The sequence below is a fragment of the Nonomuraea fuscirosea genome (assembly GCF_035917475.1).
Taxonomy (GTDB): domain Bacteria; phylum Actinomycetota; class Actinomycetes; order Streptosporangiales; family Streptosporangiaceae; genus Nonomuraea; species Nonomuraea fuscirosea.
This window is the reverse complement of sequence record NZ_CP109074.1, coordinates 802649-823872: the sequence shown is the minus strand read 5'-3', so window position 1 is coordinate 823872 and position 21224 is coordinate 802649. Positions and strand designations below refer to the sequence as shown.

General features: G+C 72.8%; 13 protein-coding genes and 1 pseudogene. 5 read left to right on the top strand and 9 right to left on the bottom strand.

The window, feature by feature from the left end:
• Window positions 1–65: 65 nt before the first annotated feature.
• Window positions 66–695 (bottom strand): TetR/AcrR family transcriptional regulator, encoded by a 630-nt coding sequence (locus OIE67_RS03705; protein ID WP_326636656.1) that lies wholly within the window; start codon window positions 693–695, stop codon window positions 66–68.
• A gap of 42 nt (window positions 696–737) precedes the next feature.
• On the opposite strand from OIE67_RS03705, the gene OIE67_RS03700 reads away from it, so the two are divergent.
• From OIE67_RS03700 to msrA, 3 genes are all read left to right on the top strand, one after another.
• Complete coding sequence (locus OIE67_RS03700) at window positions 738–2195, top strand: FAD-dependent monooxygenase (RefSeq protein ID WP_326636654.1); 1458 nt, start codon at window positions 738–740, stop codon at window positions 2193–2195.
• 133 nt (window positions 2196–2328) lie between these two features.
• Complete coding sequence (locus OIE67_RS03695) at window positions 2329–3729, top strand: sensor histidine kinase (protein WP_326636652.1); 1401 nt, start codon at window positions 2329–2331, stop codon at window positions 3727–3729.
• A 177-nt stretch (window positions 3730–3906) separates the two neighbouring features.
• Window positions 3907–4413, top strand: coding sequence for a peptide-methionine (S)-S-oxide reductase MsrA (gene msrA / locus OIE67_RS03690; protein WP_106239058.1), 507 nt, complete (start codon window positions 3907–3909; stop codon window positions 4411–4413).
• Between the two features lie 124 nt (window positions 4414–4537).
• Here the strand turns inward: msrA and OIE67_RS03685 are convergent, their stop codons facing one another.
• Complete coding sequence (locus OIE67_RS03685) at window positions 4538–5167, bottom strand: TetR/AcrR family transcriptional regulator (protein ID WP_326636647.1); 630 nt, start codon at window positions 5165–5167, stop codon at window positions 4538–4540.
• 164 nt (window positions 5168–5331) lie between these two features.
• Here OIE67_RS03685 and OIE67_RS55340 point away from each other — a divergent pair.
• Both OIE67_RS55340 and OIE67_RS03675 read left to right on the top strand, forming a co-directional pair.
• Window positions 5332–5487, top strand: a pseudogene (locus OIE67_RS55340) (alcohol dehydrogenase catalytic domain-containing protein); the annotation flags it as partial.
• A gap of 147 nt (window positions 5488–5634) precedes the next feature.
• Window positions 5635–6072, top strand: a complete 438-nt coding sequence (locus tag OIE67_RS03675) for a zinc-binding dehydrogenase (protein WP_326645200.1) — start codon at window positions 5635–5637, stop codon at window positions 6070–6072.
• Here the strand turns inward: OIE67_RS03675 and OIE67_RS03670 are convergent.
• From OIE67_RS03670 to OIE67_RS03640, 7 genes are all read right to left on the bottom strand, one after another.
• A complete protein-coding gene (locus tag OIE67_RS03670; protein WP_326636645.1) occupies window positions 6053–6232 on the bottom strand; it encodes a hypothetical protein in 180 nt (59 codons plus the stop codon). The two genes, OIE67_RS03675 and OIE67_RS03670, sit on opposite strands and share 20 nt — an antisense overlap.
• A gap of 1 nt (window position 6233) precedes the next feature.
• A complete protein-coding gene (locus tag OIE67_RS03665) occupies window positions 6234–7154 on the bottom strand; it encodes a serine protein kinase RIO (RefSeq protein WP_326636643.1) in 921 nt (306 codons plus the stop codon).
• Window positions 7155–7337: 183 nt separating this feature from the next.
• A complete protein-coding gene (locus tag OIE67_RS03660; RefSeq protein WP_326636641.1) occupies window positions 7338–8801 on the bottom strand; it encodes a condensation domain-containing protein in 1464 nt (487 codons plus the stop codon).
• Window positions 8798–9052, bottom strand: coding sequence for a phosphopantetheine-binding protein (locus OIE67_RS03655; RefSeq protein WP_326636639.1), 255 nt, complete (start codon window positions 9050–9052; stop codon window positions 8798–8800). The genes OIE67_RS03660 and OIE67_RS03655 overlap by 4 nt, the downstream gene beginning before the upstream one ends.
• Complete coding sequence (locus OIE67_RS03650) at window positions 9049–9252, bottom strand: MbtH family protein (protein ID WP_106239067.1); 204 nt, start codon at window positions 9250–9252, stop codon at window positions 9049–9051. The genes OIE67_RS03655 and OIE67_RS03650 overlap by 4 nt, the downstream gene beginning before the upstream one ends.
• A 1-nt stretch (window position 9253) precedes the next feature.
• Complete coding sequence (locus OIE67_RS03645; RefSeq protein ID WP_326636634.1) at window positions 9254–14773, bottom strand: non-ribosomal peptide synthetase/MFS transporter; 5520 nt, start codon at window positions 14771–14773, stop codon at window positions 9254–9256.
• Window positions 14770–21201, bottom strand: a complete 6432-nt coding sequence (locus OIE67_RS03640) for a non-ribosomal peptide synthetase (RefSeq protein WP_326636632.1) — start codon at window positions 21199–21201, stop codon at window positions 14770–14772. The genes OIE67_RS03645 and OIE67_RS03640 overlap by 4 nt, the downstream gene beginning before the upstream one ends.
• Between the last annotated feature and the right edge of the window lie 23 nt (window positions 21202–21224).

Sequence of the window (21224 nt, the reverse complement as noted above, 5' to 3'; positions counted from 1 at the left end):
CGCCCTGACAAATCCCACCCCAAGCCCCCACACCCCACGAATCTCAGCGTGCTCTCACGAGCCGTTCATGGGCGGGAGCCGTCGGTGGGCAGCAGGGCGTGGGTGGCCTGCTGGGCGAGCCAGTCTGTCGAGTCCTTCCAGCTCCAGCCGAAGGCGCGGACGGTCCGCCAGGCCTCGAAGCCGAAGTAGAACCACAGCGTCTGCTCTACCTGCTCGCCGGTGAGGCCCTCGCGCAGGCCGCCGACTTCGAGCAGGCGGGCGGCCGCGACCTTCAGCCGGTCCCGAACGGCGCGGACCGCCACCTCGGCCGCCGCGGCCACGTCCGGGTCGGCGTTCCTGTTGTCCAGCAGGATGACCAGCGTGTCCTGGCGGCGCCGGCGCACCTGCCCGGTGCCGTCGGCCAGGAGACGCAGGATCTCGCGCGGGTCGGCGGACTCGGCGATCCTGCGCTCCGTCTCCTTCGCCGTGTCGTCCCCGGCGCCGTCCTCGGACATCGCCATGATGAGCGCGGGCTTGTTGCCGACGCTGGTGTAGACGGTGTTGACGGCGACTCCGGCGGCGGCCGCGACGGCGGCGACGCTCGTCCTGGCGTAGCCCTGCTCCGCGAACAGCTTCGCCGCCGCTTCGATGATGGATCGCCGCGTGTCCTCGGCATGCCTGGCCCGCACCGGTGACCGATAGCCGCGCACAACCATGCCGGGATCCTACCTTCCTCAATTCATTGTAGAGTCCTTACTATGAATAGTGAATCTATCCAATCAATCGACACGTCGGTCGTGGTGGCCGGTGCGGGCCCCGTCGGGCTGTGGGTCGCGGCGGAACTGGCGCTGGCGGGGGTCCCGGTCGTGGTCCTGGAACGCGCGGCGGAACGCAGCCCGTACTCGAAGGCCCTGGGTGTACACCCGCGCACGATCGAGGTGCTGGCCATGCGCGGCCTGGCCCGGCGGTTCCTCGACGAAGGGGTGCCGGTGCCGAAGTGGCACTTCGGCATGCTGGAGAGCCGCCTCGACTTCAGCGTGCTGGACACGCCGTACCCGTTCATGCTCGCCATCCCCCAGGTCCGCACCGAGGAACTGCTCGAAGAGCACGCGCTCGCCAAAGGTGTACGGATCCTGCGCGGCCACACCGTCACCGGGCTCGACCAGGACGACGAGCGCGTGACCCTGCGCGTGACGGGACCGCAGGGCGAGTACACCCGCACCGCGAGCTACGTCGTGGGCGCGGACGGCGCGGGCAGCACCGTCCGCAAGGCGGCGGGCATCGCGTTCCCCGGCACCGACACGACGTCCTACGGCTACGTCGGCGAAGTGCGTCTCACCGATCCCGCCGTGGTCAGCGCCCACAACGAGCACGGCGCCCTCATCAGCGTTCCCGTACGCGGCGGCAGGCATCGCATCGCCGGCGTGGACGCGCACCACAACGGCGCGGCCGACCCGTTCACGCTGGAGGCGCTGCGGGAGACCGCGATCCGGGTGGCGGGCAGCGACTTCGGCATGCACGACCCCGGCTGGCTGTCCCGGTTCGGCAACGCCACGAGGGTGGCGCGGACGTACCGGAGCGGCCGGGTCCTGCTCGCGGGGGACGCGGCGCACATGCACCTGCCCGCCGGCGGCGTCGGCCTCAACGTCGGCGTGCAGGACGCGATGAACCTCGGCTGGCGGCTCGCCGCCGTGGCCCGCGGGGACGCGGACCCCGCGCTGCTGGACGGCTACCACGACGAGCGTCATCCGATCGGCGAGCAGCTCGCGGAGCACACGCTCGCCCAGTCCGCGCTGATCACCGCGATCACCCCGGACGGCGCCGCCCTGCGCTCCCTGCTGAACGGCCTGATCGCGACGGTGCCCGAGCTCTCCCTGGCACTGGCCCGCAAGCTGTCCGCGCTGGACGTGGCCTACCCGCCGGCCGGACACCCCCTGGTCGGCACGCGGGTGCCCGGCCTCTTCGAGCTGCTGAAATCCGGTCGTCCGGTCCTGCTCGGCACCGTGGGCGAGCAAGCGGCAGCTCTCGCGGCGGCCATGGGGATCGACGTGGTCACCGGCGAACAGCCGTGGACCACGGCCGCGGCGGTGGTCGTCCGTCCCGACGGGCACGTGTGGTGGGCCTCGGACGACGCCGACGACGCGGAGGTCATGACGGCGCTGAAGGGCCTCGGCGTCACCTTCGCCGCGGTCGGGCGAGGAGGAACGCCGGCCTGAAGCGGCGCCGGCGTGCGCCGGTCCGTCGATTTGGACGGTGCCAAAAGGGACCATATAGTCCAGTATCGAATTCACGACGACGCCCACGGCACACCGTTCACGGGGCCACTGCCAGCGAAGGAGCGACATCGTCATGAGCTACGACACGGACACCAAAGACCACAACGGCGCTTCCTGGATCGGCAGGCGTTCCGTCCGGGCCTCGTGCACCCTCATCGTGGCGCTGTTCGCGAGCGGCGTCCTCGTGGTGCTCGGGGCGACGCTGGATCTGGCGATCCGGTCCCACGTCGAGTCCAGCTCCTTCCGGCTGGCCGAGGAGGTGGCGAGCAGGTGGAGCCCGGTCGCCCGGCAGGGTCTGGTGCCGCGGCCGATCCCCGCCGGCCCGCCCGTCGGCCTGATCCAGGTCGTGGACGTCCACGACCGGGTCGTGGACTCCAGCCGGGACGCCTCCGCGACCGTGCCGCTGAGCCGGCACCGGCCGCCGCCCGACGCCCGTTTCCAGCCGTACCGGGAGTGCCCGCCGGACGGGCGGTGCGTCCTGCTGCAGGCCATCCGCCTCACTCCGGCGGCGGACGCGGGCGTCGTCTACGCCGGCATCCCCGAGCCGGAGCTGCTGGCCACCCATCAGCTCGAGTACGCCATCGCGGCCGGGATCGTCGCGGCCACCGGGATCGCGGCCTGGGCCGCGTGGGTGCTGGTGGGGCGGGCGCTGCGTCCGGTCGAGGCGATCAGAGCCAGGATCTCGCAGATCACGGTGAGCGACCTCAGCCTGCGCGTGCCGGAACCTCAGGGCGACGACGAGATCAGCCGGCTCGCCACCACCGCCAACCACACCCTCGGCCGGCTTGAGGGCGCGGTGGAGCAGTTGCGCCGGTTCGCCTCCACCACGAGCCACGAACTGCGCACCCCGATCGCCGGTATGCGCACGCAACTGGAGGAGGCGCTGCTCTACCCGGACGACGTCGCCGCCGAGGACGCGCTCAGGGGCGCGCTGTCCACGGTCGGCCGGCTGGAGGCGATCGTCGACGACCTGCTGCTGCTCGCCCGGCTCCGGGCCGCCGATCCGCTGCCCGCGGCGCGGATCGATCTCGGCGAGCTCGTCGCCGCCGAGGTGAGCGCGCGGCCCTCACCCGTGCCGATCAAGGTCGACACGCCCGCCGGGCTGAAGATCCTCGGCTCCCGCATCCAGCTCATCCGCGTGCTGGACAATCTCCTCGCCAACGCGTCGCGGCACGCCGAGTCCGCCGTGACGGTCAGCGTCGGGCCGGCCGGTGACGGGGTCGCGGTGACGGTGGCCGACGACGGGCCCGGCATCCCGCCCGACCAGCGCGAACGCGTCTTCGACCGGTTCGTCCGCCTGGACGACGGCCGCCGCCGCGACCCCGGCGGGAGCGGGCTCGGCCTGGCCATCTCGCGCGACATCGCGCACGCCCACCGTGGCACCCTCACGGTCGAGGACTCGCCGCGTGGGGCTAGGTTCGTCCTGTGGCTGCCGCTCATCGGCGGAGGTCCCGCGACGGCACCTCGGACGTAAGGGCGGGAGGCACGCGCGCGGCCGCCATCGGCAGGAATAGATCGGGCGCGTGCAGTGTCTTTACGTGCACGTTCAGGTGCGTTTCATATGGTTCACCGATTATGCGGAGAAAGGCCGGGATACGGCGATTACCGCACCCCGTTCACCAGTGACACCGACGACAACTAGGGAGACGACGTGACCACCGAGAAGGCCATCCTCGCCGGCGGCTGCTTCTGGGGCATGGAGGAGTTGTTCCGCAACCAGCCCGGCGTCGTGTCGACGCGCGTCGGCTACAGCGGCGGTGACGTCCCGAACGCCACCTACCGCAACCACGGCACCCACGCGGAGTCCATCGAGGTCGTCTACGACCCCGAGCAGACCGACTTCCGCGCGCTGCTCGAGTTCTTCTTCCAGGTGCACGACCCCTCCACGAAGAACCGCCAGGGCAACGACATCGGCACCAGCTACCGTTCGGCGATCTTCTACACCAGCGACGAGCAGAAGCGGGTCGCCGAGGACACGATCGCCGACGTCGACGCCTCGGGCCTGTGGCCCGGCAAGGTCGTCACCGAGGTCACCCCGGCGGGTGACTTCTGGGAGGCCGAGCCCGAGCACCAGGACTACCTGCAGAAGTATCCGAACGGCTACACCTGCCACTTCCCCCGTCCCGGGTGGAAGCTGCCGAAGCGGGCCTCGGCCTGACGGCCTGACACCTCCGGCGCGCGGATCCCGGTCCGCGCGCCGACGCATGTCCGGGAGAACGCGGGCGCACATTCGAGAGAACGCGGGCACCCATTCAAGCGGCCCTCTGCGCAGACGCGCGCCGTCACGTCTTGAGGAACGACTTCACGTGGTCGAGCGCCATGTCGAGGGCGACGGCCATGGGCTCGATGTCGTGCGCGGTCTCGGCGAGCAGGTATCCGCCCTGCAAGGCGGCCATCAGACCCGTGGCGAGTCGCTCCGGGTCGGCGTCCGGCCTGAGCACCCCGTTCTCCTTCATTCGCCGCAGACCGGCGGCGAGCAACCCTTGCCACTGCGCGAAGGACTCGGCCAGCGTGACGCGGGCCTGCTCGTCCTGGTCGGCGAGCTCGCCGGCCAGCGAGCCGAGCGCGCAGCCGTACGCGCCGTTCTGCAACGCGTTCCGCCGCACCAGCGCGTCGCGCCAGCGGATCAGGCCGCGGAACGACTTCAGCCGCTCCAGGTTGGCGCGCTCCCGCTCCAGGACCTGCGCGGAGCGCTCCGCGACGACGGCGCGGACCAGCTCCTCCTTGTCCGCGAAGTGGTTGTAGAGCTGGGACTTGCTGGTGTTGCTCGCGGCCCTGACGTCGTCCAGCGTGGTCGCGTTGACGCCCTTCACGTACATCAGCTCGACGGCGGCCGCGACGATGCGCGCGCGGGTGGAGGCCCCACGGGGCGTCAGCCTCCGCTCCGGCTGTGCGTTCTCCGGCCTGCTCACCACTCCAGGCTACCTCGCCCGATCACTCTCGACGGACCGATGAGTCCACACGGCACACCCTTGCCCGTCTCCAGGTGCATGGCCTGATAGCACTATGGACGAAATAGTCCAAACTCTGGTCCGGGAGTACGGCGGCGAGGACCGACCGCCTCGGCCGCGACCGGACGCCGTCGATCCCCGGCCACGAGCTGGCCGGCGTGGTCGGCGCGCTCGGCTACGGCACGACGGGGCTGTCGGTGGGCCGGCGAGTGTTCGGCCTCACGGACTGGACCCGCGACGGCACCCTGGCGGAATACGCGGCCGTCGAGGCGCGCAACCTCGCCCCGCTGCCGGGCGACCTCGACTTCACGGTGGGCGCGAGCCTGCCGATCTCGGGTCTGACCGCGTGGCAGGGCCTGTTCGAGCACGGCCGGGTCCGGGCGGGGCAGAGCGTCCTCGTCCACGGTGCGGCCGGCGGCGTCGGCTCCATGGTGACGCAGCTCGCCCGCGAGGCCGGCGCGTACGTCATCGGCACCGGGCGTGCCGCCGACCGGCGGGCGGCGCTCGACTTCGGCGCGCGGGAGTTCGTCGACCTGGAGAACGACACCTTGGAGGACGTGGGTGGGGTCGACCTGGTCTTCGACGTCATCGGGGGCGGCATCGGGCAGCGCTCCGCGGGCCTCGTCCGAGCCGGCGGAACGCTGGTGAGCGTCGCCGGGCCGCCGCCGGCACGACCCGCCGACGGCCTGGCGATCGACTTCGTCGTCGTGCCCGACCGTGCTCAGCTGGGCGAGATCGCCCAGCGGGTGCGGGACGGACGGCTGCGGACGGTCATCGGCGACGTCGCGCCCCTGGACGACGCCGTCGCCGCCCTCAACCCGGCCGAGCGGGTCAGGGGCAAGACGATCATTCGGGTACGTCCGTGACGGACCGCTGGTAGCGGTCCGCGTAGGTGGATGAGTCCTTGATCAGGTCGTCGCAGAACGCGTAGAACCTGCGCGGCGGGCCCAGCTCGGACGGGCGCTCGGCCACCTGGACGAGCCCCTTCTTCTCCGGCGGAAATGCGTCCGTCCTCAGGCCGGTCACGTCAGAACACCATGGTGAGCAGGTCGGCGAACAGCTCGTGCTCGTCGACCTCCAGCCCGCGCTTCGTGAACCACGTGGCCATGTTGTGGCAGTCGCGCATCAGGAAGTCCATGCCCTGCGGGTTGCCGACGACGTCCACGACCTGGGGCAGGTCGATCAGCACGATCCGCTCGTTCTGCGCGAGGACGTTGTACGGCGAGAGGTCGCCGTGCGCGAGCCCCGCCCGGGCCAGCTCCCGCATGCCGTCGCGAAGCTGCTCGAAATACCCGCCGAGCAGCTCCTTCGACGGCCGGACCTGGGCCAGCCGGGGCGCGGCACCGCCCTCGCCGTCGTCGATGAACTCCATCAGCAACTCGGTGCCGTCCACCTGCACGGGATACGGCACCGGGACGCCTGCCAGCCAGAGCCGGTTGAGTGCCTCCCACTCGGCGTACGCCCACTGACCGGCCGCGACACCGCGGCCGTGCGCGGTCTTCTTCGCCATCGCCCGGCTGTCGCGGCTGTTGCGGATCCGGCGGCCCTCGGCGTACGACGTGCTGCGGTGGAAGGTGCGGTGCTCCTCCGTGCGGTACCGTTTCGCGGCCAGCAGCGAGGATTTCGCCGGGTTGTCGCCGATGGCTTCGACGGCCCGTTCGAGCAGGAAGACGTCGGCTTCCTTGCCGGTCTTGAGCACGCCGAGCTCGGTGTCGACGGCGGCCTGGTCCGTCACGACCCACGAGGGGCGCGGCTCCGGGCCGCGGCAACCGCGCTCGACGTCCAGCCAGGTGGACCACCGCTGGCCCGGGCCCAGCTCCTCGTCCACCGAGTGGAACGCGAAGACGAAGGGCGTGGCCGGATCCGGCCGGGAGTCGTCACCGGCGTACGCGGACGAGCGGGGGCCGAGGTCGGAGGAGGTGTCAGAGAATTCGTACTCGGAAGACAACGGGAATGCTCCTGAACAGAGAGGTGAGACTGATGCGGACATGCCGCAGCACGGTGTTGGCCATCCGTCAGCCCTCCTTAGTCCAGGCAGCGCTCTCCGCCGCTCGATCGGCCCAGCATGCCCGACCCGTTTCGGCCCCCGCAACGTATTTAACGGCGCCCGGGTCGGTGCCGAAGCGCGTGGTCAGCCCCCACCGGGGCTTGTGCCGGACTCCCCTGCGGTCTCCGCCCGGACGAGGTCTCTGACGGCGGCGATCGGGACGTCCTCGGTGAGGCTGCGGACCAGCAGGGTCTCGACGCCGAGCAGCATGGCTCTCGCCCGCTCCCTGGGCAGGTACGCGGTGTCGATGATGAGGCTGAGCTGGCCGGTGTCCGGGGCGGTCCCCAAGGTGAAGAACACCTTGAAGCGGACCCCCGGCCAGGCGTTCGTGACGTACGTACGGGTCTGCGCCGTGAGCGGGGTCAGATCCGCGCCGGGAGTGAGGCGGGGCAGGTTCGGCCAGGTCCCGTCGCCCCGCCTGTCGTTGAAGAAGGCGTCCAGGTCCGGTTCCCTGCCCCGGACGCGGCCGATCTCCGCGCGCATGGCCTGCATCTCGAAGGGGTCGTAGTGGGCGTTGCGATAGGCCATGAGGGCGCTGCGGTGCGCGGCCAGGCACGTGTCGGTGAAGCCGGTGCCGGGCAGGTCGAGCACGAGCAGGCCGTCCTGGCCCACGGTGGCGACCAGCGGCCGGGTACGGGGATCGCGCCGGTTGCTGTGGACGAGCTGCATGACCGCCCGCGGCCGTTCGCTCACCACGGCCAGGACGGTGGCGCAGGCGGCGATGAGCACGCTCGTCGTGCTGATCGTCAGCCGTTCGGCCAGCCGCACGGCCGCCGCCGCGAGCGCCACCGACTCCATGCCGACCTCGATGAACCGGGGCTCCTCCGGCTCCCCTGGCGGATGGTCGAACACCTCCAGCGGGACCGTTTCGAGCACCGAGCGCCAGTAGCCGATCGACCGCCGCGAGCGCGCCAGGAACGGCTCCGCACGCTCCAGCTCCGCCTGCTCAGTCGGCTGCCACTCCGGCGCCGGCAGGTCGTCGCCCCTCAGCAGCGCCCGCCACTCCGCCGACAGCAGGCTCAGCGCCTGGAAGTCCACCGCCAGATGCGAGAAGGCGAACGCCAGGGCCCTCGGCCTGCCGCCGGCGAGCACGATGACGCAGCGCAGAGGCAGGTCCGCGTCATGGGCGAAGACCGTGGTGCCCAGCTCGGCGGCGATGCGCGTGGCGGTGCCCAGCGGCCCCTCCGGGCCCGCCGGCGCCAGCTCCACGGTCAGCTCGCCGCTGCGCGCCACCCGCTGCACCGGGCCGTTCGGGGTGTCGGCGAAGGTGGTACGCAGGCTCTCGTGGCGTTCGAGCATCCGGCCCAGCGCGCCCAGCACGGTCGTGAGATCGCGCCTGCCGTGGACCGGCAGCACCCATGGGCAGTTGAGGAAGGACTGGCTGGGGCCCATCAGGTGAACGGCCCGCCACATCAGCCGCTGCCCCCAGGTCAGCGGCGCCTCGCCGTCCCGGGTCCCGCTGAACGACACCGAGGCGGTCTCCCGAGTGGCCGCCGAGACGGTCGCCGGGGCCGCCGGAGTGGTCGCCGGGGTCGCCGAAGGGGTCATCGGGCGTCCAGCAGGCCCGACAGGTGGGAGGCGAGGGCGTCCACCCGCTCGAAGGCGGACAGGTCGCCGCCGAGATCCAGGTCCACCTCGAAGGCGTCCTCGATCGCGTCGATGAGCCGGATCCACGCCAGCGAGGTCAGGCCCAGCGCCGACAGCGAGTGATCGCCCGCGAGCGCCTGCTCGGCGCTGATCTCGCCGCCGGACACGTCGGCCACCAGGTCCGCGAGCCTGTGCTCCAGGGCGCCGCTCACCGCGCGCTCCCGTCGGCGTCCTGGCGCAGCCGCAGACTGCGCGGCCGCATGTCCGTCCAGATCTCGTCGATGTGGTCCAGGCACTCCTGCCGGTCACCCGTGAAGCCCGTGGCCCGCCAGCCGTCGGGGAGCCGCCGGTCGAGGGGCAGCAGCGAGTACTGGTCCTCGTCGTTGACGACCACCTGGTGCCGTCCCGTCATGTCATTCCTCCTGGGATCGCAGGGCTCGTACGCCGACCAGGTCGTCGGCGACGGCGTCGGGAACCTCGCGGTCGAAGCGGGCCAGCGCGGGCACCCGCATGGCGGCCAGCGTGATCGCCACGATGACGAGGCCGAAGAGCACGTACATGAATCCGATGCCACGACCGGGGCCGGTGCCGATGACCGCCCCGACCGTGCCGGCCAGCGCGCCGCCGTCCAGCAGCAGCGGGTCGAGCAGCGCGGCGGCGTAGGGGGCGACGAGCGCGTACCCGATCGGCAGCGTGGACCAGGCGATGAGCGTGTTCATCGCGAACACCCGGCCGTGGAACCGCTGCGGCACCTTGACCTGCACGATCGTGGTGTAGATGCCGTTCAGCAGGGTGATCCACAGCGTGATGCCGCACACGCCGACGGCGATCACGGCCAGGTCGGCGCGCAGGCCGGTGAGCAGGCAGAAGCAGCCCAGGACGAGGCTGCACAGCAGGACCCCGCGCAGGCGCAGCCGGCGCGGGCCGCCCCAGACGATCATGACGAGCGCGCCCGCGAACGTCCCCGCTCCGGCCAGGAAGGCGATCCTGCCGACGTCGGCGAGCCCGGCGAAGGAGAGCACCAGCGGCGAGAACATCAGCAGCAGCGGCGCGAGGAACACGTTGAGCACGACGAAGAACAGCAGCATGGCGACGAACCCGCGATGACCCAGCGAGTACCGCAGCCCGCCCAGGATCTCGTTCTTGATCGACTCCCGGCGTCGCCAGGGCATGGTGGCCGGGAACCGCACCACCAGCAGGACGACGATGGCGACCGCGTAGCCAGCGATGTCGAGGAGGAGGATGCCGCCGAGCCCGATGGCGGACAGCAGGCCGACGGCGAAGATGGGCACCAGGAGCTGGGCGGTGCCGTTGCCGAGCTGCGTGATGCCGACGGCGTGCCCGAGATAGTGCTTGGGCACGAGCTGCGGCACGGCCGAGAAGTACGCGAGCCGCTGGAACGTGAGCGCGACGGACAGGCAGCCCAGCAGCGGATAGATCATCCCCGTGGACAGATTCCCGGTCCACAGCAGCACGCCCAGCGCGAGCTGGATCGTGAACGCCGCGGTGTCCCCCGCCAGCATCACCCGGCGCCGGCTCGTCCTGTCGATGATCGCCCCGGCGATCGGCGCGGTCAGCATCCCCGGCACCAGGCCCACGACCGCCATCAGGGCGAACAACGCCACCGATCCGGTCGTGGTGTAGATCCACAGGGGTACGGCGAACTCCGTCAGCGCCGATCCGGTCACGGACACGAGCTGGCTCAGCGCGATGGCGAGGAAGCGCCCGATGCCGGGCTGGGCTCCCGCCGGGGCGGACAGCGCGCCGGCGTGGGACACGTCGTGCAGCCACCAGGTACGGTCACCGCTCCGCGCCGCCGGTTCCTCCGACTCCCGGGGGGTCTTTTCCTTCAGGTTCCGGTGGAGGGTGGTGACGATCTCGGACAGCTCTTGCGCCCGATATTTCAGGAAGAAGTGCCCCGCCTCCGCGAGCACGACCACCGCCGACACCGAGGTCAGGAAGTGCCACTCGCGAAAACGTTCCTGGTAGTAGTCCGTCGCCGGATCCTCGGTCCCCACAACGCTGATCACGGGAGCGTTCAGCCGTCGCGTGCCCGACTCGAACAGACGGGTGTAGTACTCCTCGGCCTCGCGCGAGTCGCGGCGCATGTTCCGTACGATGCGCCGCGCCTGCGCGGGATCGAGGTCGCTCATGTCCACGCCCTGCGAGATCAGCCAGTTGACGTAGCGCTGGTCGCTGCGGAGCCGCTCGGCCTCGGCGATCCTGGCGATCCGCGACATCACCCGGCCGCGCGGACGGGCGAACGGGAAGATGCCGCCGATGTAGACGCCTTCGAGGTCCCTGCCCGCGGCCTCCAGCCGGCGGGCGATCTCCACGGTCAGGGCCGAGCCGACGCCGCAGTGGCCGTACAGGACGATCGGGCCCTCGACCTTCTCCAGGATCTCGCGCACACATCCCTCGGCGAGCTCGTCGAAGGGCAGTCTGTCCTCGTCGACGCCCACGTCGTGGCCGGGGATCGCCACCGACCACAGCGCGTGCCCGTCCGGCAGGGCGTCGGCCAGCGGCTGGTAGACGACGGCGCTGCCGCCGCCGTACGGGACGCACACGTAGCTCAGGACGGAGCTCGTGCTCCGGGCGGCGGTCAGCCGGTGCAGCAGCGAGCGGGGGCCGCGCCGGTCCGGCGGGATGTCGGCGAGCGCGGCCAGCTCGCCGAGGGTGCGGTGCTTGAACACGTCCATGACGCTGACCACGGCGCCCGCCTGCTGGCGGAGCCGGGCCACCACCTGGGTCGCGAGCAGGGAGTGGCCGCCGAGGTCGAAGAAGTCGTCGGCCACGCCGACCGCCTCGACGCCCAGCAGCTCGCCCCAGATCGCGGCCAGCGTCCGTTCCGTGGGTGTGTCCGGCGCGATGAACTCGACCGTGGCGTCCCTGGCGGCCACGGGTGCGGGGAGCCGGCGGCGGTCCAGCTTGCCGTTGGGGCTCAGGGGCAGGGCGGCGAGCGTGACGTAGGCCGCGGGGACCATGTAGTCGGGAAGCGTCTTCTTCAGCTCGGTCCGGAGCGCGCCGTGATCGAGCACCGCCTCCAGGACGTCCGCACCGTCGGCGGGGCCGGTCCGGTCGGCGTCCGGGGTGACGTAGGCGACCAGGCGGTCGTCGCGGACGATCACGGCGGCGTCCCCGACGGCGGGCAGAGCACGCAGGGCGGCCTCGATCTCACCGGGCTCGATGCGCAGCCCGCGCAGCTTGACCTGGGCGTCCAGCCGGCCGAGGAACTCCAGCACTCCGTCGGAGCGGCGTCTGACCAGATCGCCGGTGCGGTAGAGCCGCGATCCCGGCGGGCCGTACGGGTCCGGCACGAACCGCTCGGCCGTGAGCGCGGGACGGTTCAGGTAACCCCTGGCCAGGCCGGCGCCGCCGATGAACAGCTCCCCCGGCACCCCGATCGGCACCGGGGACATGGCGGCGTCCAGCACGTACAGGGTGGTGTTGGCGATGGGGGTGCCGATCGGCACGCGGGCCGCCGAGGTCAGGGTGGCGGGCAGGCAGTGCCAGGCGGACACGTCCACGGCCGCCTCGGTGGGACCGTACAGGTTGTGGAGTTCGGCGGCGGGGAGCGTCGCGACGCAGCGGCGGGCCAGGTCGGCGGGCAGTTCCTCGCCCGAGCAGATCACCCGCCGCAGCGAGCCGCAACCGCCGGCGCTGTCGGCAGCGCCCCCGGCGCCGTGCTCGGCGAGGAAGACGGCCAGCATCGACGGGACGAAATGGGTGGTGGTCACGCCTTCCGTGACGATCAGTTCGCGCAGGTACGCGGCGTCCTTGTGGCCGCCCGGCGTCGCGAGCACCAGCTTCGCCCCGCTGCGCAGCGGCCAGAACAGCTCCCACACCGACACGTCGAAGCTCAGCGGCGTCTTCTGCGCCACGACGTCCGCGTCCCCCAGCCGGAACCGTTCCTGCATCCAGTCGAGCCGGTTGGCGATGCCGCCGTGGGTGTTCGGCACGCCCTTGGGCCGGCCGGTGGAACCGGAGGTGTAGATGACGTAGGCGACGTCGTCGGGCCGCACGTCGGGCAGCGGGCCGGAAGCGCCGGTCCAGACGTCCGGATCGTCCAGGTCGAGGATGGCCGCGGCGGTGTACGGCAGCGAGGGGCGGATCCCGCTCTGGGTGAGCACCACGGCCGGTACGGCGTCCGCCAGCATGAACGCCACCCGGTCCGGCGGATAGTCGGGGTCGATCGGCAGGTACGCCGCACCCGCCTTGAGCACGCCGAGCAGGCCGGGCAGCAGCTCCAGCGAACGTTCGGCGCACACGGCGACCACCGACCCCGGGCCCGCGCCGAGGCCGCGCAGCGTGCGTGCGACCCGGTCCGCCGCCGCGTTCAACTCGCCGTACGTCAGCGCGCGCCCTTCGAAGCGCACCGCGACCGCGTCGGGCGTACGCGCCGCCCGCTCCTCGATGGGGCCGTGCAACGTGGCGTCGCCGGGGAAGGCGGCCGCGGTGTCGTTCCACACCTCCAGGACCAGGCGGCGTTCGTCCGCGCCGAGCAGGTCGATCCCCGAGAGCCGCACGTCCGGCCCGGCCGCGACCCGTTCCAGCAGCGTGCACAGGTGGCCGGCGAGGCGTTCGACGGTGTCCGGCTCGAACAGGTCCGTGTTGTAGACGAACATCCCGCCCGAGTCGTCGCCGACGTACAGCTCCAGGTCGTAGCGGGTCGCCCAGGCGTCCACGGGGAAGTCGGCCACGGTCAGCCCGGCGGGCGGATCGATGGCCCCGTTCCGGTAGTTCTGCATCGCGAACATCACGCCGAACAGCGGCGACCTGGACACGTCGCGCGGCAGGTCCAGCTCCGAGACGAGCTGCTCGAACGGCAGGTCCTGGTGGGCGAAGGCGTCCAGGACGACGCTCCGCACCCGGTCGACCAGCTCGGCGAACGTCGGGTCGCCTGTCAGGTCCACCCGCATGGTCAGCATGTTGACGAAGCAGCCGATCACGCCGTCGAGCTCGGGGACCTGGCGGCCGGCCACCGGCGATCCCACGGCGACGTCCTCGACGCCGGCGTACCGGCCGAGCAGCGCGGCGAGCGCGGACAGCATGATCATGTACGGCGTGGCCCGGTGTTCGCGCCCGAGCCGGGCCAGCCCGGCGGCCGCCTCCTGGCTCAGGGTGAACGGGTGCGCGGCGCCGGTGTAGGTGCGTTCCGGCGGGCGGGGCCGGTCGGCCGGCAGGTCCAGCGGCTCCAGGCCGGCCAGCCTGTCCCGCCAGAAGTCCAGGTCGCGAGGGGAAGGGGCCAGGCCGCGCTGCCAGGCCGCGTAGTCGCCGTACGCCACCTGCGGGGTGGGCGGCGTGCGGCCGTCGTAGCGGGTGAAGACCTCGCGCATCAGCACGTCGGCCGACCAGCCGTCGGCGGCGATGTGGTGCACCGCGAGCACCAGAACGTGATCGTCGTCGCCCAGCCGCACCAGCAGCGCCCGTACCGGCGGGCCCGCCACGAGGCCGAACGGCACCGCCAGGAACTGCTCGGCCAGCGCCTTCGCGGCGGCCTCGCCGGATGCGTCGCGTACGGTCAGCGGAAGCGTGGTGTCGTCGGCGAGGACCACGCGCGGGCGGCCGTCGTCCGTGGCGGGGAAGCGCATGCGCAGCGCGTCGTGCCCGGCCACGACGGCGTCGAGCGCGGCGGCCAGGGCGCCCGCGTCCAGCGGGCCGCGCAGCCGCAGCCTGATCGGGATGGTGAGCTGGGCGGTGCCCGGCGCGAACTGCTCCAGGAACCACAGCCGCTCCTGCGCGTGCGACAACGGCGGCGGCTCGTCGGCGGAGCGCGCGGGGATGGTGCGGCGCGGCACCGCCGCCGCCCCGCGCCGCAGCCGCTGCGCCAGCAACGCCTGCTTGGCCGCCGACAGAGCCCCGGACGACACCCCGGGCGAAGCCCCGGACGACGTCCCCGACGATGCCTCCGACGAGGTCTCCGAGTCGGTCACTCCCCCACCTCCAGCAGATCCGCCGCCTCGGCGTCGGTGAGCGAGGCGAGCTCCTCGATCACCAGCCTCTCGACCGCCGCCGCGAGCCCGGCGACCGTCGGCTGGTCGAACACCGTGCGGATCGGCACCTCCGTGTCGAGCGCGTTCCGCAGCAGGGCCGCGACCCGGGTCGCCAGCAGGGAGTGCCCGCCGAGTGCGAAGAAGTCGTCGTCGACGCCGACCGCCTCGACGCCCAGCAGCTCGCCCCAGATCCCGGCCACGAGCGCCTCGGCGTCCGTACGCGGCGGCACGAACTCCGCGACGGGGCCGGGCCCCGGCACGGGCAGGGCGGCCACGTCCACCTTGCCGGTGATCGTGAGCGGCAGCGCCGCCAGGCTCACCCAGGCCGTGGGCACCAGATGGGCCGGCAGGGTCGCGGCCAGACACGTACGCAGCTCGTCCGGCCCGGCCGGCCCGACCACGTACGCGGCCAGCCGTTCCCCGTCCGCCGTCACCACCGCCTGGCGGACACCCGGATGGGCCAGCAGAGCGGTCTCCACCTCACCCGGCTCCACCCGGAAGCCGCGGACCTTCACCTGGGCGTCGAACCGGCCCAGGAACTCCAGCGTCCCGTCCGGCCGCCGGCGCACCCGGTCGCCCGTCCGGTAGAGCCTGGACCCCGGCAGGCCGTACGGATCGGGGACGAACCGGTCGGCCGTCAGCCCCGGATGTCCCGGATAGCCCCGCGCCAGCCCCTCCCCGCCCAGGCACAGCTCGCCGGGGAAGCCCGGCGGCACGGGCTCGCCGTACGGGCCGAGGACGTGCGCCGTCGTGCCGCCGATCGGCCGGCCGATGGGCGGGCGGCCGGCGGTGTCCGCCTCGCCGAGGTCGGTGGCCGTGGCGATGACGGTGGCCTCCGTGGGCCCGTAGGTGTTGACCAGCCGTACCCGGTCGCCGAACCTGTCGCGCCACCTGGCCACCGCCGCCGCGTGCGCCTGTTCGCCGCCGAGTATCACCAGCCGCAGCGGCTGCGGCCAGGTCACGTCGTCGAGCGCCTCGGTGAGCCGGTGCCAGTAGGCGGTGGGCAGGTCCAGCACGGTGACCCGGCCACCGGCCGCGGTCCGCAGCACGTCCGGGAGCGACGCGGCGCCGTCGGGCAGGAGCAGCACGCCCGCGCCCGCCGTCAGCGCCGGGTACAGCTCCTCGGCGTGGGCGTCGAAGCTGAGCGAGGCGAACTGCGCGACCCGGTCGTCCGGCCCGATGCCGTACGCCTCCCGCATCCAGCGCACGCGCCCCGCCAGGCTGCCGTGCTCGACCAGTACTCCCTTCGGCCGGCCCGTCGATCCGGAGGTGTAGATCACGTACGCCGGGTCGTCCGGCTGGACCGGCTGCCGGCCGCCGGCCCACCGGTCGTCGCCGGGCCCCGGCTCGTCGGCGGACCCCGGCTCGTCTCCGGGCCCGGGCTCGCCGGCGGCCCCTGGTTCTCCGGCGGAAACGAGCACGACCTTCTCCGCCGGCAACCTCGGCGCGAGTCCGGCGTCGGTCACCACCAGGCGTGCGGTGCTGTCCGCGATCAGGAAGGCGAGCCGTTCGTCGGGATAGTCCGGATCGAGCGGCAGGTACGCGCCGCCGGCCCGCCACACGGCCAGCAACGCCACGACGGCCTCGGCCGAGCGCCGCAGGCAGACCCCGACCACACACCCGCCCGCGACGCCACGCCGCCGCAGGTCCGCCGCGAGCCGCGCCACCCTGGCGTCGAGTCGTGCGTAGCTCATCGTCTCGCCGTCCCACAGCAGCGCCGTGGCGTCGGGGGTGGCGGCGACGGCCCGCTCGATGAGCGCGGGCACCGTCTCCGCGACGCCGCGACGGGCGTCCACATCACCCTGCGCCGAGGCGCCCAGGACAGCCGCCCCGGAGCCCGCCAGGACCTCCGTGCCGGAGCCTGCCGGGACCCCCGCGCCGGAGTTCGACAGGACGGCCGCGTCGGCGTCCGTCAGCATGGGCAGCCGCGAGATCGGGGTGCCGGGGGCGTCCGCGATGCCCTGGAGCAGCACCTCGAACCGCGCGGCCAGCCCCTGCACGGTGGCCGCGCGATACCGGGTGGCGTCGTAGCCGAGCACCGCGAGCAGCCCCTGCTCGTTGCGCCACGTCTCCAGGGACAGATCGAACTTCGCCTGGCGATACCCGCCGTCGAACAGCTCCACCCCGAGGTCGCCGACCCGTTCCGGCGGCGTCCCCTCCCCCGCCTGGCTGTGCAGAATGATCATGGTGGCCAGCAGCGGATTGCGATGGAGGTCACGCGGCACGCCCAGCTCGCCGATGAGCCGTTCGAACGGCACGGTCCGGTGCGCGTGCGCGTCGAGCACGGTGCGGCGGGTCGCGTCGAGCAGGTCGGAGAAGACCGGATCCCCGGCGAGGTCGCCGCGCAGGACCAGCGTGTCGGTGAGGTACCCGATGACCGGCTCCAGCTCCGTCCGGTCCCTGGTCGCCCACGGCGTGCCGACCAGGATGTCGTCCTGCCCCGTGTGCCGGGCCAGCAGCACCTGGTAGGCGGCGACCAGCACCATGAACAGCGACGCGTTGTGCTCCTGCGCCAGCCGCTCCAGCCGGGACACCAGCTCGGCGGGCACGGGGAAGGAGTGGAACGCGCCCTCGGGCCGCTCCCCGCCGGGCAGGTCGGCGGGCAGGTCGAGCACGGGCGGGCCGGCGAGCTGTTCGCGCCAGTAGGCCAGCGACTCCGCGGCGGCCTCGCCCGAGTCCCGTTCCCGCTGCCACAGCGCGATGTCGCCGTACTGCACCCGGAGCGGCACGAGATCCGCCTCCTCGCCCCGCGTCCGCGCCTGGTAGAGGGCGAACAGGTCGTCGAACAGGACCCCGAGCGAGGACCCGTCCGCGATGATGTGGTGCAGCACGAAGCACAGCACGTGGTCGAGCGGCCCGAGCCGGAGCAGGCTGATCCGCAGCGGCGGCGTCCCGGCCAGGTCGAACGGCTGGTTCGTCCGGTCGGCGACGAGCCGCAGCGCCCGCTCCTCCGGGTCGGGCGAGCCCGACAGGTCGAGGCGTTCGCAGGCCACGGGACCGGGCGGATGAACGACCGTGATCGGCTCGCCGTCCACGTCGCCGAACGACGTGCGCAGGCTCTCGTGCCTGGCCACCACCGCGTGCAGCGCCGCATCCAGCGCATCGGTGTCCAGCTCGCCGCGCAGCCGCAACACCAGGTACATGTTGTACGAGGCGTCGTCCGGGTCGAACCGCTGCAGGAACCACAGCCGTTCCTGGACGAACGACAGCGGCGGATCGACCCCGTCCGGGCGAGGCAGGATCTCCGCCGGCCGAGTGTCCCCTTCGTCGGTCGCGGCCCCGCGGAGCCGGACGATCTCCTCGACCACCCCCGTGATGGTCGGATCGTCGAAGAAGGCGTCCAGCGACACGTCCACGCCGATGCCGTCCCTGATCCTGGCCGAGATCTGCGTGATGGTGAGCGAGTGCCCGCCGAGGTCGAACAGGTCGTCGTCGGGGCCGACGTCGTCCAGCTCCAGCACCTCGCACCAGATCCGCCGCACCTCCTCGACCAGCGTCGCCCCACGATCCAGGCCCGGGTCCTGGTCCTGGTCCTGGCTTCGGCCCGTGGCGGCGGAGGGGTCGGGGAGGGCGGCGCGGTCCAGCTTGCCGATCGGGTTCAGCGGCAGGGCGTCCAGCACCACGTAGGCGCTCGGCACCGTGGCGGCGGGCAGGGTCCTGGCCAGGTGGGCGGCCAGGGCGCCGGCGTCGGGGGCGGCCCGGCCCGGCGCGGGGACGACGTACGCGATCAGGCGGTGGTCGTCCGTGTCCCCACCACGGACGACCACCGCCGTCTCGCCGACCTGGGGGTGCTCCCGCAGCCGGGTCTCGATCTCGCCGAGCTCGACCCGATGGCCGAGCAGCTTGACCTGCCCGTCCTGGCGGCCGAGGAACTCGATCTCGCCGTCGGGCCGGTAGCGGGCCAGATCGCCGGTACGGTACAGCCGTCCCCCGGGAGGACCGAAGGGATCGGGAACGAATCGCTCGGCCGTCCGCGCGGGCCTGCCCCGGTAGCCCCGCGCCACCCCGGCCCCGCCGATGCACAGCTCGCCCGGCACCCCGATCGGCACCGGCCGCATGGCCTCGTCGAGCAGGTATATGCGGGTGTTGGCGAGGGGCCGGCCGATGGTGATCGGCACATCACCTTCGCCCGGCTCGCCGTACGTGCTCCAGATGGTGGTCTCGGTCGGGCCGTACACGTTGACGACGCGGTCGCAGCGGGCGCGTAACTCCCGCGCGAGCTGAGGCGGCAGCGCCTCTCCCCCGGCCAGCGCGGTCACCCCGGCCAGGCCGCCGGGCAGCAGCAGCCGCCACACCGACGGCGTGGCCTGCACGTGCGTGACGCCCTGCGCGGCGACCAGCCGGGCCAGCGCCTCCGGCCGCCGCACCGCGTCGTGGGGCGCGACGACGACCCGGCCGGCCACGATCAGCGGCAGGTACAGCTCAAGGGCGCTGATGTCGAACGCGGGCGAGGTGAGCGCGAGCCAGGTGTCACCGGGCGCGGACCCGAGCCGGTCACGCATGGCGAGCAGCAGGTTGGCCAGGTTGCCGTGATCGACCTCGACCCCCTTGGGCCGTCCCGTCGAACCCGAGGTGTAGATGACGTAGGCCGTCTCTTCTGGCGACGCCGGCCGTACCGGCTCCTCCGGCGCCAGACCCGCGACCGGCTCCTCCGGCGCCGGGCTCGCGGCCGGTGCCCCGTCCGCCGGGAGCGCGGGATCCACCAGCAGCACGGGCCCGGGCAACCCGTCCGGCACAGCGGTCTCGGACAGCAGCAGCGCGGGCCGGGCGTCGGCCACGATCATGGCGAGCCGTTCCGCGGGATGGTCGGGATCGAGCGGCAGATACGCGGCGCCCGCCTTGTGCACGGCGAGCAGGCAGACCAGCAGCAGGTCGGACCGCCGCAGGTGCACGGCGACCAGCTCCCCGCGCCCGACCCCGGCGCGCCGGATCCTGGCGGCCAGCCGTGCGGCCGCCGCGTCCAGCTCCGCGTAGGTGAGCGACCGCTCCCCGAACGTGACGGCGCACGCGTCAGGACGGGCCCGCACCTGCTCGGCGAACAGACCCGGCAAGGTTGCCCCGGCGGGATGGGCGACCTCGGTGTCGTTCCACTCGACGAGCATCCGCCGCGACTCCGCCGGGGGCATGACGTCGAGCTCGCCCAGGCGGGCGTCGGGATCGTCGGCGGCGTGGCGCAGCAGGGCGCGCAGACCGTCGGCGAACCGGGCCGCGACGTCCCCGTCCACCGCCGCCGGGTCGTACCGGACGCACAGGGCCAGCCCGTCGGGACCGTCCAGGATCTGCAGGTGCAGCGGGTTGCGCGCGCCTCCCCCGAACATCATGCGGTCCACGGTGACGTTCACGCCGGGAAAGACGGGGTCGGCCTCCAGCCTGCGGTAACTGATCGACACGGGTACGGCGGCGCCCCGGGCTCCCTGGCCCAGCACCCGCGCGGGCGGCACCTCACGGAACCTGTACACCGCACGCAGCTCGTCGCGCATCTCCCGGACGAACGCGCGGAACGCCTGACCGGCCTCGGGCCGCGACAGCACGGGCAGCTCGCCGACGAACGGGCCGATGTGATCACGGGTCCCGGGGCCGCGCGTGGTCACGTCGATCGCGACCGCCACGTTCTCCGCCCCGTGCCTGAACAGCAGCGCGTGCACCCCGGCGAGCAGCACCTCGAAGACCGACGCGCCGGTCGCCGCCGCGGCCTTCGCGGCGGAGCGGCTCAGCTCGTGGTCGAGCCCGGCGTCGATCTGCGCGCCGGGCCCGTACCGTCTGCCGGTACGCCGCTGCCCCGGCAGCACGATCTCGGCCGGCTCCGTCCAGCGCCCGGCCCAGAACTCCCGCGCCGCCTCCAGCACCTCCGGTTCCGGCTCCCGCCAGGCGAACGGCAACGGCTCCACCGCCCCGTCCGAGCCGGACGCGTAGAGCTGGGCGAGGTCACGTACCAGGATGTCCTTGGACATGCCGTCGAAGACCAGATGGTGGGCGACGAACAGCAGCAGGTGCCGCCCGGATCCGGCCGGCACGAGCGTGAACCTGGCCAGCGGCCCCTTCTCCAGGTCGAACTCCCGCGCGCTCTCCTGCCCGATCAACCGCTGGAGGGCGTCGGGCGCGGGATCGGGCAGGTGGGCGATCGTCACGGCCGGCTCGGCCGCGGGGACCAGCCGGAGCCCGTCGCCGCTCTCCGCGACGGCGGTGGCGAGCACCGGATGCCGGGCGACCACCCCGGCGCACGCGCCGAGCAGCGCGGACACGTCGAGAGCGCCGTCGAACCACAGGACGAGCGGCATGTGGTACGTCAGCCCCGCCCCCATGCGTTCGCCGACCCACATGTCCTGCTGAACGAACGAGGCCGGAATGCTCTCCTGGCAGTGCGTCATGTGCGTTCTTTCTGTGTTCGCAA